Here is a 14,967-nt window from a genome sequence, read left to right as displayed (position 1 = left end):
AATCTGTTACCAGTGAGCCAAATAAAGAGGTAACGCGTGGTAACACACTGATTTTTGTTACCACTGTTACCAGTGGCTATTTCTGACTGGTAACAGTGGCAAGCCTCGTCATTACTGCCTGTTACCTCTGTTACCAGTGTTACCTCATAAAAATAAGACTCACGCGATAACTATTCGGGATCGGCGCTACCCAGTACTTGCGTATTAAACTGGTAAACCCGCTTAAGCCCTATTTCTGGCAGGCGAACGCTGTTTTGCGTTCTCCCGTCTTCCCCGGCTTTCAGCCAGCCCGCCTCAACACACAATCTGGCTACCTTTCGCGAATCGAACCCTTTACAAATTTCTTTCCAGCCAGATGGCAATACGTAGAAGGTCACAGTGGATTCTGTCACGTTGTCGCCCTTGTCCACTTTCCTGAACCCCATCATCGACAGTGGACGGTTCTTGTCGTCGTGCCAGTCAGCAAAGCGGCTGAACTGGTTACGTGTCATATAATCCCTGACCTGCTCCAGTGCGGTTTTATCCTCCTGGTTCGCGGTATGCCCTCGATCAGCCATCCATGAGGCCAGGCAACACTCAGCAGCCCTGAACGCCTCACCTTCAGGCCATCCGGTTATCCCGGCTTGTGTGGCAAGTTCTCCAGCCATAGCAACCAGCGCAAAACGGGTAACGGCACGCCCAACTTGGTTTCCTGCATCCGCTGGGGTCAGCCTGCGGGTGTAGTCCTTCAGCAACGCTTTCGCCTGGCTGGTCAGTTCCTGGAGATCGGCTGTCAGACAATGCAGCCAGTCGCGGAAGGGTGAGCCATGATAATGAATAACGGCGTGTTCCAGATGCTCCGCCAGCGCTTTACCACCACTAAAGCCGTGCAGCTCCTCAAATACCCCATGCTTGCCCGAATCACTCGGGATCTGGATCATGCGTACTTCAACCCCGGCGTAGGTTCGCTCTCCGGCACTGGCGGCATGCTCGACCAGTGACAGCTCCCCCGTGGAAAGAAACAACAAATTCCAGCGGTTTGTTTCCCGTACCGAACCATCAGTTCGGGCGCGGGCTTTGCCCTGCCCGTTCGCCAGCATGTAGGCAATATTCCCCGCCTCTCTGCCATCCACCTCGCGGATTTCATCAAGCATCAGTGTGGCATCATTGCGGCGGCTGGCCGTTCCTTCCAGCGCGTTCCCGGTAGCACGCCATGTATGCCAGAAATCCGTACCACCACACACCGAAGCAGCCACTTTCATGGTCGTGGTTTTACCGTCTGTAGATTCACCTTTCAGGTGATAACCGCCGCCACCTATACCAACCAGCTTCAGAAGCGGCGCGGCGAATGCCAGGCTTACGGCAAAGGCCAGTCGGGCATTATTGACGCAATAGCGGCCTATATTTTCCCGCCATTCTTCCGTGGTGCCCGTAACACGAAAATCACGCCCCTGAACGCTGGAAGTCTGGAGGATGACAGACTGTGACTCTCTGCCGATCACTTCATCCTGAAGAACATAAACGCCGCCATGCCAGCCTGTTTTATTCACGCAGGTCACTTTTCTGTCGGGCTTGCACAGGGAGATGTATTCCATCAGGTGCGCTCTGGCCATCCCGTTGATATTGATATAAGAAAGCCCATTGACCAGCAGTACGCGCCGCAGTTCCTCTCCGCTACCACCCAGCATTTCCATCGGCATTGCCCATTTTCGGCTAATGCCGTTGGTGTCCTCCCATTCCAGCAGACGGCCATAATTACTGCCGTCAGCATCGCTGGTGATAGCAGTCACACGCAGCGGACTGCAAATCTTGATATTACGGATCTCAGTATCACCATCTGATTTATTCACCAGCTTGTCATACCACAAATATTCTTTCGTGAGCCTGAACCCCTGCGGTAATCTGGTTTGCCCTTTTCCGTGCAACGTCATTTCCTCCCGGAAGGCTTCACGCGCCCTTTCCTTCCCGGTTTCCTGACGATAATCATCCCAGTCGGCTTTATGACGTACCGGAGGAAGCGTTACCCAACCATCTACGGCTTTCGCGGCTTTTTCAGCCCATACCCGGCCAGTGTTCTCTTTCCCGTCAACAAGATCGTTATCTCCAGCCAGGATAATCCGGGTGTCCGGCCATCGAATCCGGATTTGCTCCGCAACCTTCACCAAATTTGTGGCCGCAATGGCAGCAACGATCCAACCGTCAGCCAGGAGGCTGACCGTCAACGCAGTGGCATATCCTTCAGTGATAATGACCTGTTCTGGAGCATCAGACGGAACATCAGCCACGGCAATAAACGCGCCTGACAGCTGACTGCCGGGTAAAAGACTTTTATCACCATCAGAGTTAATAAGCTGACCGCCTGTAACATTCCCGGTGATGTCAGTTAAAGGCAGCAGCAGCGACCCGGCTGGAAAAGTCATCCCCGCCAGATTTATGGCAGCAGTAAGAAGCGGTAAAGAGTAACCCTGCAATCCCTTTCCGGTCAGATAGGCTGATTCACCGTTTTGAGACAACTTTTTAAGTTTCTGATAGCGGTCTGCTCCGGTCTCTTTTCCCGCCACCTTTTTCCTGGCTGGCATAGCGGGTTTATCCTGTACTTCAGGTAATGCCAGAACCTCAGAGACCATTCCCGCGACCTCCTTCACTGAGCGCCCTGTCACCAGACGGACTAAATCAAGGCCATCGCCATTGCCGCACTGATTACAGAACCATGTTCCGCGCCCCTCTTTGTCATCAAGACGGAAGCGATCTTTTCCGCCGCAGGCCGGACAGGCACCGTGGCGTCGGGCGGAAGGAACATTAATCCCTAATGCGGAAAGGATGTGTGGCCATCGCCCGTTTGCTGCCCCCGAAACCGCAGATACAGACTGAACTTTCATAACAGTACCTCCCCGACTCCCGCAGTGGTAATGCTGAAACCAGGAGGTACTTCTCCATCGGGCGCACCGAAAACGATGTCCCGGTACACTTCGCGTAGCTCAGAAACACCAAATGCGGAAAGGCGAATATTTTCAGCCATGTAACCGGGTGACAGCATTCGCTCCAGAACGTCACACGCCAGGCGATGCCCCTCTTCCTGGCCGAATTCGTTAATCCAGGGTGCTTCAATGTGATAAAGAATATTCATGGCCACACTCTCAGGTGTCAGCTCGATACGCTCGCCATCCTCGATATACACAGCTTCCCCATTAATCCGCAGCATCAGGGAGATATAGGCGTCAGCAATGCAGGAACGCAGAAATGCCGCCCGAAATTCTGTTGAGTTGATCGCGATATTAGCGTGCATCGCTTTCTCCTTTCATGGTGCTGGTTTCCTTCACTACACCTTCCAGCTGTTCTGCAATACATGCCATTAGCGCTGCGGCACCTTCAGCTGAAATCGTTTTCGTTCCGCTCATTACAGGCATTGAAAGAATTTCGGCAAGAAAATCGCTGGCCTGAGCAACTCGTAAAAGACGGCTTTCGCCCGCTTCAGTCAAGGTGCAACCATGTTTAGTGATAGATAAATGGCTCATGCGTTCACCTCTCCGAAATTGTTCATCGGAATACGTGCGGCGAAGCTCAGTACAAAATCGGCAACGAGTTTCAGACGTGCATCACGCTCGCAGGTTGCAACAGTACGCACAGCGAATGGACGTGCGGCACAGTCAGAACGGCGAACAGCGAGAAATACAAAGGTAAATTGAGGGTGAGGCAAAGCAGGGATCGTAGCCATGGTGGCAGTCTCCGTTAGATAGCGGGTAACGCTACCACCGGAGTTTCCACGCTCACTGGTGGTAGCCCAGACGGGGGTGGAAATACCGGCTCTAACGGATACCGGCCTGACCGAAGTCAGCCCCACCTGGGCCACCATTACACTAAAGCTACAGCGGCATAGACACCACTGTACAAATAGCAGGTGCGCAAAGGCACGGACACAAAAAAAGACGCAAGGCGCGTCTGGTGTCGCCGTTAGATTACTCGGGTTTCCACGCCCGGTTGCCGATTTTGCGGCAACGGAGAGAATATAGCCCGAGCAATTAGCAAGGCGCAAGGAATTTATAACCGAATTTAGTTTATTGAAGATTCTTCTAAATCCTGACATGCTTAAACCTCAGTTTGAAGTTAAGTTTTTCGTTTTCCTTTGCTGTGAATCAGACCCGCTTGTTAGCGGGTCTTTTTATTTCATCAGCATCAGTCGGAAAAAGTTACAGCGCTCTCATCCACAGCGGCATAAAGCTCAGGCTCCCCCAGCGCATAGCCTTCATTGCGAAGATAAGAATTAACGTATTCACTTTTCTCATCATCAAACTCAGCCCGGAATGATCGGGTTCGGGACTGGGTATAAATGTGCAGATTATCCAGCGTAGTGACCGCAAGACGTTTTCCCGGCATGAACGGCGGGATAAAAGCAAACCGTCCGGCAACCGAACTGACTGCCATTTGCGCAGCATTCACATCAGCCGGGCGATCAGCCGCGTTGAAGAGCTTAAGTCGCTGTTTAGCAGCAAGCTCGGCACCCACAAGAACCACCAAGCGTGGATCTTCACGATAAGGTTCGGCAATCAGCTTTGTAATGAGGTGATTAGCAAGCAGGTCGAGATTCTTCCATTCCCCGGTATCTCCAAGGGTTACAGGAGTAGTTAAGACTTGTTGACCACCCTGATAATTTTTTGCCAGCGCATGCCACCCGATATTTACGTCTTCACCTTTTTTATTCATCTCTGGATCAGTCGTATCGGCAATTGACTCTCCATTAAAACCAACCCGCAACATATCAAGTGCATAAGCCTGACTAAAAAACGCACTGACCGATTTATCAAATTCGCCCTGAGCACCTGTATGATAAATATGTGACATATCTAAATAGCTGATTCGTGCACACGTGTCAGTTTCGGACAGAAAAAATTCAGTGCCATTTATCGCTAACATCTTACGGAATCTGCCACCGTGAACTCGTCCTGTATGTAACTCGCTGGCTCCAATATTAATGGCATTACCTGAAACAGCATTAACATCACGCAAAGTGATATTATTGATTAACCAACCAGACTCAAGAATTGAGCTTCGCAAAATATTTTCTGTTGGTTTGCTTAATGCAAATCTTCTGTTTGAAGATTCCTGGTAATTTGTGCCAGATACGAATTTACTGTGATAACGGCGTGCAGCGTCCGGCCTTTCGGCTTTGAATGCGTACATGATTTATCCTTTTATTATTTACGAAATATTTTTTTCTTGTATTCAGAGAGCTGATTATATTTAACAGCATGCTCTGCATATTCACGATCGCTTACTACGGAGCGAAGAATGGCATTTTCAGCGCGGTAGTACTCCCGATAGGCCATAGTTCGACTTATCCCACCTCTTTCCAGTTCGTAACGGTCATTTGGGTATGCACAACATTTAAGAATGTGCTCAACTGCATTATCCAGTGCACATAGAGCATCCAAGATAAATCTCACATCCCGAACTAAAGTCGCATCGTTTAAAACGTTAATAAACTCAGCGGGAGAAGTTAACGGTCTGGAAAACGAGTTAAGATATTTTTTACTAACGTTCTTCCCGATATGTTCAGCCTCTTCAAGTAACAAACTTCCGAATCCTCTGAAGAGACTTACCCGGGTTTGCTGCTCTTTCTGTCGTAAAAATGCAGAATTGTACTGTCGTTCATAGGCATCACGCGCCCCTTTCACGGCATTTTTGTTTTTTACTTCAGAAACTGTTCTGGAGTTAACATTCAACCCTGCATTTTTTAATGCGTACTCGGCAGAGCTAACATCCTTTTGTCGGAAGGATAACTCTTCTTCTTCACGCTGACATAGCACCTCAAGTCGACTCATTAAGAGATTGATTTCATCGGCAGTCGCTTCCGTATCGGGGATTGTTAGCCCTGTTAAAGAACGTAATTCCTCTCCTTTATGACGCAGTTTATTTAACATAAAGATCTCGATGATTCTTATTATACATGCAGAATCACCATATCCTTCATTGAAGATACTGACCTTATAAGTATCTAATACCGTAACTTGTTCGCATTTAAGAGAAGGATAAAAGGATTTACCCTCCATTGGGAGTTTAATAGATGTCATATTAGTCATATTGGTCCTATTCTTAACAATTTTAATTAGATGTGTGACTATCTCTCCAGGCATAATAATCACCAGCACGCCACCTTGACATTCGTCCTAACTTAATCGGCTTCGGGAATTTACCAAGAGAGATCAGCTTATAAATCCACTTATCAGTAAACAAGCAATCAGAGGTGATATACTTCATATCAATTAGTGAGTCTGCACTAGGGCGAGTATCAGTGAGCGCCATGATTCGTTCCTCTCAATTCATCTATTCGTGTCAACGGAGAGGATTAAAGCACTTGGTTTGGATGTAAAAAAGGCGAGTAAGTAAAAAAAACTTACTCGCCAATAATGTTAATTATTTGTAAAAACAGGTTTTTTGAAAATACTTGAAATCAACTTACTAATTACTGCGAAAGACAACGGAGGTTCTTTCTTATCAGGCCAAAATTCATCGGCTCGGGTGAAGATAAGCTCTGTTAATGCTGTAGCGTTTTCTTTTTTAACATTCGAATTTTCTTTATAAAGATAAATGGCCACACTCAAAACTTGATTTCTTTTTGCTGCATGTCGCTCTTGTTGAGCAATTGATAGCGTTTTATATACATCAGTAGACGATGACTCATTATTAATGATGTTATGAAGCTTTCGAACGTCCTCGCTTTCAAGATACCCATCATGCTCCAAAAAAAAGCCATCCGAATTTTTCCAGTCCATCTGGATAAATTTAACATTATTTGAAAACACTTTCCCAGCTGGAACGAGAAGTGAAGGGTAATCTGGAAATTGACCACTAAAAAAGATAAAGTCCTTTTGGACTTTTGGCGGATATTTAAAATAACCTTTGATACGTGCAATAACTAAATTTTTATCATTTTTTACTTCATATATTTTTATGAGACTATATTGGCTAATATAACTATAACCCTCATCGTCCTTATCCAATGAATCAATATGATTAATAAATTCATTTATATTTCTTACTCGATGCTTTGAGAAGTTACCCTCCCTGCCGACATAGGCTGAGAACAAAAAATCGTTCTCCCCGGCCAGATACAAAATATCTTCTTCTTCACAACTTAGTATCTTAGCAACTTCAGCCACTTTATAATGCGTGCGAAATAATTTTAAAGGAGTAAATTTATTTGCCATTAAGATTAATTCCCTCAATAAAATCTGCATACCATTGCATCATTTTCCTGCGCCCTTCTAAATATTGAGCATGGTTGTAAATCCCACGAATAGAATTTTTATCCAAATGTGCAAGCTGGGTCTCAATCCAAGCACTGTTAAAACCTTTCTCGTGTAGAATCGTACTCATCGTATGCCTGAATCCATGCCCCGTCACAAGACCAGCATATCCAATACGTTTAAAAACTTGGTTGATGCTGGCTTCACTCATGCACTTACTGGGATCGTTGCGTCCAGGAAACATGAGCGGATAGTTGCCTGTCAGTTCTTTCAATCGCCCGAGATGAGCTAATGCTTGTCTTGATAGCGGTACAATATGAGCCCTACGCATTTTCATGCGTTCTTTAGGGATTTCCCACAGTGCGTTCTCAAAATCCACCTCACGCCATTCCGCTGCTCGTAACTCTCCAGTTCTGAGACCTGTTAAGATGAGCAAATATGCACCCAGTAATACAATCGGACTTCCTGAATAAGCATTAAGAGCAGTAAAGAACTCCGGCAGCTCGTTAGCTTTCAGGAATGGATAGTGAACTGCTTCGTGCCCTTGCATTGCACTGGCAAGATCCGGTGCCGGGTTGTAGATCGCTCGACCTGTTACGATGGCATAGCGGAATACTTCACCGCATCGTTGACGGACTTTCTTCGCTTTTTCCATTGCTCCTCTGGCTTCTATTAATCTCAGAACTTCAAGCAGCTCTAGGGGCTTAATATCAGCAATGGGTCGATGGCCAATCTGCGGGAAGATGTCTTTCTCAAATGCCTCAATGATGTCTGAAGCGTAGCCTTCAGACCATTTAGGTGACTTCATTTTGTGCCACTCTAACGCCACTTCTTTGAATGGATTGAGTATCTCTGTAGCAGCGGTTAAAGCATGTTTTTTGGCTTTCTTCACTTCGCCAGGGTCTTCACCGGCTGCGAGCAATTTCTTTGCGTCTTCACGCTTTTGCCTGGCATCAGCCAAAGAAACCGTTGGATAGACACCAAAAGATAAACGCTTCTCTTTGCCAGCAAAACGGTACTTCATACGCCAGTAACGCGAGCCATTGGGTTCTACTTGAAGATACAGACCACCTCCATCAGACAGCTTGTAGCTCTTCTCTTTTCCTTTCGCGGCTTCAACCTTTCGGGCATTCAGCATCATTGGGGGCACATTTCCTAGACCGAACAGAATATGCCCCTGATTGTGCCCCCAAAGGCATGTTGATTTCAATAGATAGAGGTTGACGTCAAATGACTGAAAACAACGTAAAACCTATGTTTTAAAAGGAATTTGTTGATGTGAGTTGACTTGAAAAAACTAGGGGATGGTGCCGATAATAGGAGTCGAACCTACGACCTTCGCATTACGAATGCGCTGCTCTACCAACTGAGCTATATCGGCCCTGAAAGGCCGGTTACGAGCGTAACCACGGGGCAAAAGAGTAGATCTAACCGGGTGATGCGTCAATGCCCTTTTGAATCAAACGGCTATTTTTGCATCACCCGCGATTATTTACGCACGAATGGTATCATCACCAAAGCCGATCCACTTGTAGGTGGTCAGCGCTTCCAGCCCCATCGGACCGCGGGCGTGCAGCTTCTGTGTGCTCACCGCCACCTCCGCGCCCAGACCAAACTGGCCGCCATCGGTAAAGCGCGTCGAGGCATTGACGTAAACCGCAGACGAATCCACTTCATTCACAAACCGATCGGCATTGCGCAGGGTGCGCGTCAGGATCGCGTCAGAATGCTGGGTTCCGTGTTCACGAATGTGCGCAATAGCGTCATCGAGATCCGCAACTACCTTCACGTTCAGATCCAGCGACAAATACTCATCGTCGTACTGCTCCGCGTTAACCGGAACGACCTTCGCCGGACCGTCTTTCAGCAGGGCGAAAGCCTTCTCGTCCGCATGCAGCGTGACGCCACTTTCCGCCATCTGCTTGCTCAGCGCTGGCAGGAAGGTACTGGCGATGCCCTGATGCACCAACAGCGTTTCTACCGTATTACAGGTGCTTGGACGCTGGGTTTTAGCGTTGACGATAATCTTCAGCGCAGGTTCTACCTCCGCGGTGTCATCCACCACGATATGGCATACGCCAATACCACCGGTGATCACCGGAATGGTAGATTGCTCGCGGCACAGCTTGTGCAGGCCCGCACCGCCGCGTGGGATGAGCATGTCGATGTATTTGTCCATGCGCAGCATCTCGTTAACCAGAGCACGGTCGGGGCTTTCAATCGCCTGCACGGCACCCGCCGGTAAACCACACTCCTCCAGCGCCTGCTGAATGACATTTACCGTCGCGGCGTTGGTGCGCCAGGTCTCTTTCCCGCCACGCAGGATCGCGGCGTTACCGGTCTTCAGGCACAGGGAGGCGACATCCACCGTCACGTTTGGACGCGCTTCGTAAATCACCCCAATGACGCCAAGCGGCACGCGACGACGTTCAAGGCGTAACCCGCTGTCGAGCACCCCACCGTCAATCACCTGCCCTACCGGGTCGGCGAGGTTGCACACCTGACGGACGTCGTCGGCAATACCTTTCAAACGCGCCGGGGTCAGCGCCAGACGGTCGAGCATCGCTTCGCTCAAGCCGTTGCGACGCGCTTCCAGCAGATCCTGCTCGTTGGCGAGCAAAATTTCCTGCGACTGAGATTCCAGATAATCAGCGATTTTTTCCAGCACGCGGTTTTTCTCGCGGCTGGAAAGGAGCGCCAGTTTATACGAGGCGGCTTTCGCGGCTGCGCCCATTTGTTCCAGCATGTTCTGGCTCCTTAACGAATAATCATGTCGTCACGATGCACGGCAACCGGGCCATATTCATAGCCCAGGATGGCGTCGATCTGCTGGGAATGGTGACCAGCAATCCGACGCAGCGCGTCGCTGTTATAACGACTTACGCCATGAGCGATGTCGCGACCTTCAAGGTTACGGATTCGGATCACTTCACCACGCGAGAAGTTGCCTGTCACGCTTTTAATTCCTTTTGGAAGTAACGAGCTTCCTCTTTCCAGAATAGCGGCGGTCGCGCCTTCATCCACGGTCAGTTCGCCAGCCGGGGGCGCGCCAAAGATCCAGCGTTTGCGGTTTTCCAGCGGGGACGCCTGGGCGTGGAAGCGAGTGCCTACAGAGATGCCTTCCATCACATCACCTATCACGCCCGGACGGCTGCCCGCGGCGATGATGGTGTCGATGCCGGCCCGGCACGCCACGTCCGCGGCCTGGAGCTTGGTGCCCATACCGCCGGTCCCCAGACCAGAAACGCTGTCACCCGCGATGGCGCGCAGCGCATCGTCAATGCCGTGAACGTCTTTGATCAGTTCAGCCTGTGGATTAGAGCGCGGATCAGCGGTAAACAGCCCCTGCTGATCGGTCAGAAGCAGCAGCTTATCGGCCCCTGCCAGGATCGCCGCCAGCGCAGAGAGGTTATCGTTGTCGCCCACTTTGATTTCAGCGGTGGCAACAGCGTCGTTTTCGTTAATGACCGGAACGATATGGTTATCCAGCAGCGCGCGCAGCGTATCGCGGGCATTCAGGAAACGTTCTCTGTCTTCCATATCCGCACGCGTCAGCAGCATCTGCCCGACGTGAATGCCGTAGATGGAGAACAGTTGTTCCCAGAGCTGTATGAGTCGGCTTTGTCCCACGGCGGCCAGCAGCTGTTTGGAAGCGATCGTCGCGGGGAGTTCGGGGTAGCCCAGGTGTTCACGCCCGGCGGCAATCGCCCCGGATGTCACAATTACAATACGATGCCCTGCGGCATGCAACTGAGCGCACTGACGTACAAGCTCAACGATATGGGCACGATTCAGGCGGCGCGATCCGCCTGTTAACACACTGGTACCGAGTTTTACCACCAGCGTCTGGCTGTCACTCATGATTCTCTGCCGTTCAACAATAAGGGAAAATGATGTCAGTCAGACGTTTTAACAGGTGTCAGCCCCGTTGCCAACTGCCTTAGCGCATGACCCGTCACTTTGTTGCGCGGGATCAGGAAGCGTAGCGGCAGATTTTGACAATTTTATTACCGAAAAATTAAAACATACTTTTTTAGACATATTCTTACTTTGTCATAAAACTTTCACCCACGAACGATAAAACCCTTCCTGTTTTTCACGGGGTAATAAGCCGAATCTTATTACTCAGCGAATATTAGCGCGTTTTTATAAAATCAGGATTGAAAATGAAAAAGAGCACTCTGGCATTAGTGGTAATGGGCGTAGTTGCTTCCGCATCTGTTCAGGCAGCAGAAGTTTATAATAAAAACGGGAATAAACTGGACGTGTACGGCAAAGTAAAAGCAATGCACTACATCAGTGATGATGACGCTAAGGATGGTGACCAGACTTATGTTCGTTTCGGCTTTAAGGGTGAAACGCAGATTAACGATCAGCTGACGGGCTACGGACGTTGGGAAGCTGAGTTCGCGGGTAACAAAGCTGAAAGCGACTCTTCTCAAAAAACACGTCTGGCATTTGCCGGGCTGAAACTGAAAGACTTCGGCTCACTGGATTATGGCCGTAACCTGGGCGCGCTGTATGACGTCGCCGCATACACCGATATGTTCCCGGAGTTCGGCGGTGACGGCCTGGCACAGACCGATAACTTCATGACGAAACGCGCCTCCGGTCTGGCCACATACCGTAATACCGATTTCTTTGGCCTGGTTGACGGCCTGAATATGACCCTGCAATACCAGGGCAAAAATGAAAACCGCGACGTGAAGAAGCAAAACGGTGACGGCTTCGGTACCTCCCTGAGCTATGACTTCGGCGGCAGCGATTTTTCTGTGATTGGTGCGTATGCCAGCTCCGACCGCACCAACGAGCAAAACCTTCAGGCACGCGGCGAAGGTAAAAAAGCAGAAGGCTGGGCAACCGGTTTGAAATATGATGCCAATGATATTTATCTGGCCACTATCTATTCCGAAACCCGCAATATGGCCCCTATTTCCGGTGGCTTTGCAAATAAAGCGCAAAACTTCGAAGTGGTCGCGCAATATCAGTTTGACTTTGGTCTGCGTCCATCTCTGGGTTACGTGCAGTCTAAAGGCAAAGATATCGAAGGTATCGGCGATGAAGATATCGTGAAATACATCGACGTAGGTGCGACATATTATTTCAACAAAAATATGTCTGCGTTTGTTGATTATAAAATCAACCAGATCGATGACGATAATAAACTGGGCGTAAGCAGCGATGATATCGTTGCGCTGGGCATGACCTACCAGTTCTGATGTTGTGGTAATAAAAAAACCGGCGCTGAGCCGGTTTTTTTGTGCCCGGTGACGCTGTGCTTACCGGGCGTACGGGATAGTACATTTTTCAGACCGGGTAAGGCGTAGCCGCCACCCGGCGCTGGGACATCATCAGGCTCTCAGTTTCACCGCTTCGCTGGAAAAATCGTCCGCAGGCTCCAGCTTCAGATCCAATGTTGCCAGCAGGTCGCGAGCTCTGCCGTGAAATTCTTTTAGCGTATGCTCCAGGCGATCGATCACTTCCTGATCTTTGATGCTCGTCGCCTGCCAGTGCCCGTCTTTATTAAACAGGCCAAACTGATAGGTATAGGTAAAACGGTTTTCCTGCGCTTCCATTTCTATCCACCAGCCCCAGAACTCACGTTTTTCGGGTGCAGGCTTCACGTTGACGCAAACAGCCAGGCAGTCGAAAAAAAAGCGATTCTCTTCACACTGCTCTTCTCGAATATACGGGCCAAGAGCCATGAACTTCTTAATCAGTCTACTTTTCGGGTGTCCACTCGGTAACGTCATTGCGATCTCCTTTTGTGAAGCACTGTTTTACCAAACCAACGAAATTTAGCAAACTATTAACACAATCTCTGCGTGATCCAGCGTGTGATCTCTTTCAGCGCTTTGTCAAAATTCTGGTACACCGGGCTGAAGGGCACCTCCAGCAATTTACCATCAGAAGATGACGACGTGATTAAGCGTGACTCCTCTTCCGGGCTAAACGGATCGTTCTTCCAGAAACCGGACATCATCGGGGTTGGGCAGCGGCGGCCGAGTAAGCCCTGCGTTTTTAATGAATAACGATTAAGTTCAATGCGCAACGCTTCGTCTGAAGCATCATGCATGCCAAGTCGGCTCGCCAGTACGTCCAGATACATCTCAGGAACGCTACCCTGACGCGCAGGATCGCTTAACAGAGCATGCACCACCGGACCAAGACAGGCGACGGCCTTCAGGCGTGAAGATTCAAGGTAGGCAAGCCGTACCGCGACGTTAGCGCCAAAGCGGAAGCCAAACGCGCCAACCCGGGTGTGATCAACCCAGGGGATATTCTCCAGCGCTTTTAAAGCATGCTGATGCAGCAGGCTGGAGTCTTGCGTAAGTTTCCATTTGGATGAAAAACCAATGGAAGGCATATCAAGCGTGAGCATGGCGATTCCGTTTGGGGCAAAGTAGCGCTCATACAGGCTGTAATAGTCAATTTGTAACGAGTCCAGTCCACCGCACATCAGAACCGTCGGGAACGGCCCTTCCCCCTCCGGCATATGCAGGAATCCGGTCACCGGGCTGCCGCCGGGAATGGCGAACTCAATTTCACGCATCCGGCCAGGCAACCGCTGCGCAGCCTCTTCATAAGCCCGGTTTGCCAGCGCCTGCGCCTGCTCTGCCAGTTCGTCGCCTTTAAGATGCGGATATGCAGCGATGCTGTAAAGGTTTGCCGCATGCAGCCAGTGCTTGCCGCTGAGAGTGGCATCTTCTTCCTGGCTCGCTTTTTGCTGCCAGAGCATGGCCTGCTTTGACCATTCGTAGATCCAGTTTCCACCACGGTAGCCCACCACCGTATCGTAGAGATCGCTGTCGGTACGCTCGGACTCGCTCATCACGATACGCGCCTGCACGTCGAGGATTTCACGCGGATCGATGCCGCGCCAGATCCACATCAGGCGGTTAATCATTCGATACCAGTGGGGCACGTTTTTACCGTCTAACGCTGACTGAACGGCAGGCATTGTCCCCGGATTAAACCGACGCACCAGCGTCGACGTTTCAGGGTGCTTGAAACGGGGTTTGAAGAGAGTTTCGGTGAGATTCGCCTGCGTCATTGCGTTGCCTCCATGGATACGTCATATGAAGACCATTGTAACGCGTGGCAGGGTAAAAAGAACAACGCCCGGCATAACCGGGCGTGTAAAGTTACGTACTGAAATTAACGGCCAGAGATAGGCGGTACGAAGACCACGCCCATATCCCATGGCTGTTCAATCCAGGTATCCTGCGGGATATCAATGACGTAATCATCAACCAGTGGGCGACCCGCTGGTTTCGCGAAGATAGTGACGAAGTGCGCTTTTGGATACATTTCGCGGATAGCCACCGCAGTACCGCCGGTATCCACCAGATCGTCGATAACGATAAAGCCTTCACCGTCGCCTTCCGCGCGTTTTAGCACTTTCAGTTCGCGCTGGTTGTCGTGATCGTAGCTGGAGATACATACGGTATCGACATGACGAATACCCAGCTCACGTGCCAGCAGCGCCCCCGGTACCAGACCGCCACGGCTGACGGCAATAATGCCTTTCCACTGTTCGGAAGGCATCAGACGCGCAGCCAGTTTGCGTGCGTGAATCTGCAACATGTCCCAGGTGACGACGTATTTTTCGCTCATGTGAAGTGTCCCAGCCTGTTTATATACGGCTTAAAAAAAATGAGGGTGAACCAGGTTGCGCGAGATTATAGAGATCTGACGCACTAAAAACCAGTGTTACGCGCCATGAGCCTGAGTTTTTACATGC

15 protein-coding genes and 1 tRNA gene are annotated in these 14,967 nt (G+C 49.9%); 1 reads left to right on the top strand and 15 read right to left on the bottom strand.

Annotation, left to right across the window (positions count from 1 at the left end; all coding sequences use genetic code 11):
* Positions 1 to 170: 170 nt before the first annotated feature.
* The 12 genes from ACOTYB_RS17175 to proB all read right to left on the bottom strand — a co-directional run bounded on the left by ACOTYB_RS17175 (position 171) and on the right by proB (position 11,084).
* Positions 171 to 2,858, bottom strand: coding sequence for a DUF927 domain-containing protein (locus ACOTYB_RS17175; protein ID WP_032634078.1), 2,688 nt, complete (start codon positions 2,856 to 2,858; stop codon positions 171 to 173).
* A complete protein-coding gene (locus ACOTYB_RS17170) occupies positions 2,855 to 3,265 on the bottom strand; it encodes a hypothetical protein (protein ID WP_032634079.1) in 411 nt (136 codons plus the stop codon). Before ACOTYB_RS17170 ends, ACOTYB_RS17175 begins: the two co-directional genes overlap by 4 nt.
* Complete coding sequence (locus ACOTYB_RS17165; protein WP_421765850.1) at positions 3,255 to 3,494, bottom strand: hypothetical protein; 240 nt, start codon at positions 3,492 to 3,494, stop codon at positions 3,255 to 3,257. The genes ACOTYB_RS17170 and ACOTYB_RS17165 overlap by 11 nt, the downstream gene beginning before the upstream one ends.
* Positions 3,491 to 4,063 carry a host cell division inhibitor Icd-like protein gene (locus tag ACOTYB_RS17160; RefSeq protein ID WP_122146087.1) on the bottom strand — a complete coding sequence of 191 codons (573 nt, stop codon included), beginning with the start codon at positions 4,061 to 4,063 and terminating at the stop codon, positions 3,491 to 3,493. The genes ACOTYB_RS17165 and ACOTYB_RS17160 overlap by 4 nt, the downstream gene beginning before the upstream one ends.
* A gap of 89 nt (positions 4,064 to 4,152) precedes the next feature.
* The gene (locus ACOTYB_RS17155) at positions 4,153 to 5,157 is read right to left on the bottom strand and encodes a P2 family phage major capsid protein (protein ID WP_047642330.1); all 1,005 of its coding nucleotides are present in this window, start codon (positions 5,155 to 5,157) and stop codon (positions 4,153 to 4,155) included.
* A 14-nt stretch (positions 5,158 to 5,171) separates the two neighbouring features.
* Positions 5,172 to 6,056, bottom strand: coding sequence for a hypothetical protein (locus ACOTYB_RS17150; RefSeq protein ID WP_226874308.1), 885 nt, complete (start codon positions 6,054 to 6,056; stop codon positions 5,172 to 5,174).
* A gap of 22 nt (positions 6,057 to 6,078) precedes the next feature.
* On the bottom strand, positions 6,079 to 6,279 hold the full coding sequence (locus tag ACOTYB_RS17145; protein ID WP_045324665.1) for a helix-turn-helix transcriptional regulator: 201 nt from the start codon (positions 6,277 to 6,279) through the stop codon (positions 6,079 to 6,081).
* 107 nt (positions 6,280 to 6,386) lie between these two features.
* Positions 6,387 to 7,184: a hypothetical protein gene (locus ACOTYB_RS17140; RefSeq protein WP_047642329.1), complete on the bottom strand. Its 798-nt coding sequence runs from the start codon at positions 7,182 to 7,184 to the stop codon at positions 6,387 to 6,389.
* Positions 7,174 to 8,364 carry a tyrosine-type recombinase/integrase gene (locus tag ACOTYB_RS17135; RefSeq protein ID WP_421765849.1) on the bottom strand — a complete coding sequence of 397 codons (1,191 nt, stop codon included), beginning with the start codon at positions 8,362 to 8,364 and terminating at the stop codon, positions 7,174 to 7,176. Before ACOTYB_RS17135 ends, ACOTYB_RS17140 begins: the two co-directional genes overlap by 11 nt.
* Before the next feature lie 164 nt (positions 8,365 to 8,528).
* A tRNA-Thr gene (locus ACOTYB_RS17130) sits at positions 8,529 to 8,604 on the bottom strand.
* Positions 8,605 to 8,715: 111 nt separating this feature from the next.
* Entirely contained in the window at positions 8,716 to 9,969 is a 1,254-nt protein-coding gene (gene proA / locus ACOTYB_RS17125; RefSeq protein ID WP_023315480.1) for a glutamate-5-semialdehyde dehydrogenase, read from the bottom strand.
* Positions 9,970 to 9,980: 11 nt separating this feature from the next.
* Entirely contained in the window at positions 9,981 to 11,084 is a 1,104-nt protein-coding gene (proB, locus tag ACOTYB_RS17120; RefSeq protein WP_015571369.1) for a glutamate 5-kinase, read from the bottom strand.
* Positions 11,085 to 11,389: 305 nt separating this feature from the next.
* Here proB and phoE point away from each other — a divergent pair, with 305 nt between their 5' ends.
* Positions 11,390 to 12,442 (top strand): phosphoporin PhoE, encoded by a 1,053-nt coding sequence (phoE, locus tag ACOTYB_RS17115; protein WP_003863199.1) that lies wholly within the window; start codon positions 11,390 to 11,392, stop codon positions 12,440 to 12,442.
* A gap of 132 nt (positions 12,443 to 12,574) precedes the next feature.
* Here the strand turns inward: phoE and crl are convergent, their stop codons facing one another.
* The 3 genes from crl to gpt form a co-directional block, all read right to left on the bottom strand.
* Positions 12,575 to 12,976: a sigma factor-binding protein Crl gene (gene crl / locus ACOTYB_RS17110; protein ID WP_220153595.1), complete on the bottom strand. Its 402-nt coding sequence runs from the start codon at positions 12,974 to 12,976 to the stop codon at positions 12,575 to 12,577.
* Positions 12,977 to 13,032: 56 nt separating this feature from the next.
* A complete protein-coding gene (frsA, locus tag ACOTYB_RS17105) occupies positions 13,033 to 14,277 on the bottom strand; it encodes an esterase FrsA (protein WP_023295967.1) in 1,245 nt (414 codons plus the stop codon).
* A gap of 104 nt (positions 14,278 to 14,381) precedes the next feature.
* Entirely contained in the window at positions 14,382 to 14,840 is a 459-nt protein-coding gene (gene gpt, locus ACOTYB_RS17100) for a xanthine phosphoribosyltransferase (RefSeq protein WP_003863205.1), read from the bottom strand.
* Between the last annotated feature and the right edge of the window lie 127 nt (positions 14,841 to 14,967).

The sequence above is a fragment of the Enterobacter cloacae complex sp. IR5450 genome, from assembly GCF_049238665.1.
GTDB lineage: Bacteria > Pseudomonadota > Gammaproteobacteria > Enterobacterales > Enterobacteriaceae > Enterobacter > Enterobacter hormaechei_C.
Note: the sequence above shows the minus strand (reverse complement) of the source record. Positions and strands in the feature narration are given on the sequence as shown.

Bases quoted from the DNA above. Each gene is read 5' to 3' on its own strand.
- ACOTYB_RS17175 (WP_032634078.1), bottom strand. From the start codon at position 2,858: ATGAAAGTTCAGTCTGTATCTGCGGTTTCGGGGGCAGCAAACGGGCGA.
- ACOTYB_RS17170 (WP_032634079.1), bottom strand. From the start codon at position 3,265: ATGCACGCTAATATCGCGATCAACTCAACAGAATTTCGGGCGGCATTT.
- ACOTYB_RS17165 (WP_421765850.1), bottom strand. From the start codon at position 3,494: ATGAGCCATTTATCTATCACTAAACATGGTTGCACCTTGACTGAAGCG.
- ACOTYB_RS17160 (WP_122146087.1), bottom strand. From the start codon at position 4,063: ATGTCAGGATTTAGAAGAATCTTCAATAAACTAAATTCGGTTATAAAT.
- ACOTYB_RS17155 (WP_047642330.1), bottom strand. From the start codon at position 5,157: ATGTACGCATTCAAAGCCGAAAGGCCGGACGCTGCACGCCGTTATCAC.
- ACOTYB_RS17150 (WP_226874308.1), bottom strand. From the start codon at position 6,056: ATGACTAATATGACATCTATTAAACTCCCAATGGAGGGTAAATCCTTT.
- ACOTYB_RS17145 (WP_045324665.1), bottom strand. From the start codon at position 6,279: ATGGCGCTCACTGATACTCGCCCTAGTGCAGACTCACTAATTGATATG.
- ACOTYB_RS17140 (WP_047642329.1), bottom strand. From the start codon at position 7,184: ATGGCAAATAAATTTACTCCTTTAAAATTATTTCGCACGCATTATAAA.
- ACOTYB_RS17135 (WP_421765849.1), bottom strand. From the start codon at position 8,364: ATGATGCTGAATGCCCGAAAGGTTGAAGCCGCGAAAGGAAAAGAGAAG.
- proA (WP_023315480.1), bottom strand. From the start codon at position 9,969: ATGCTGGAACAAATGGGCGCAGCCGCGAAAGCCGCCTCGTATAAACTG.
- proB (WP_015571369.1), bottom strand. From the start codon at position 11,084: ATGAGTGACAGCCAGACGCTGGTGGTAAAACTCGGTACCAGTGTGTTA.
- phoE (WP_003863199.1), top strand. From the start codon at position 11,390: ATGAAAAAGAGCACTCTGGCATTAGTGGTAATGGGCGTAGTTGCTTCC.
- crl (WP_220153595.1), bottom strand. From the start codon at position 12,976: ATGACGTTACCGAGTGGACACCCGAAAAGTAGACTGATTAAGAAGTTC.
- frsA (WP_023295967.1), bottom strand. From the start codon at position 14,277: ATGACGCAGGCGAATCTCACCGAAACTCTCTTCAAACCCCGTTTCAAG.
- gpt (WP_003863205.1), bottom strand. From the start codon at position 14,840: ATGAGCGAAAAATACGTCGTCACCTGGGACATGTTGCAGATTCACGCA.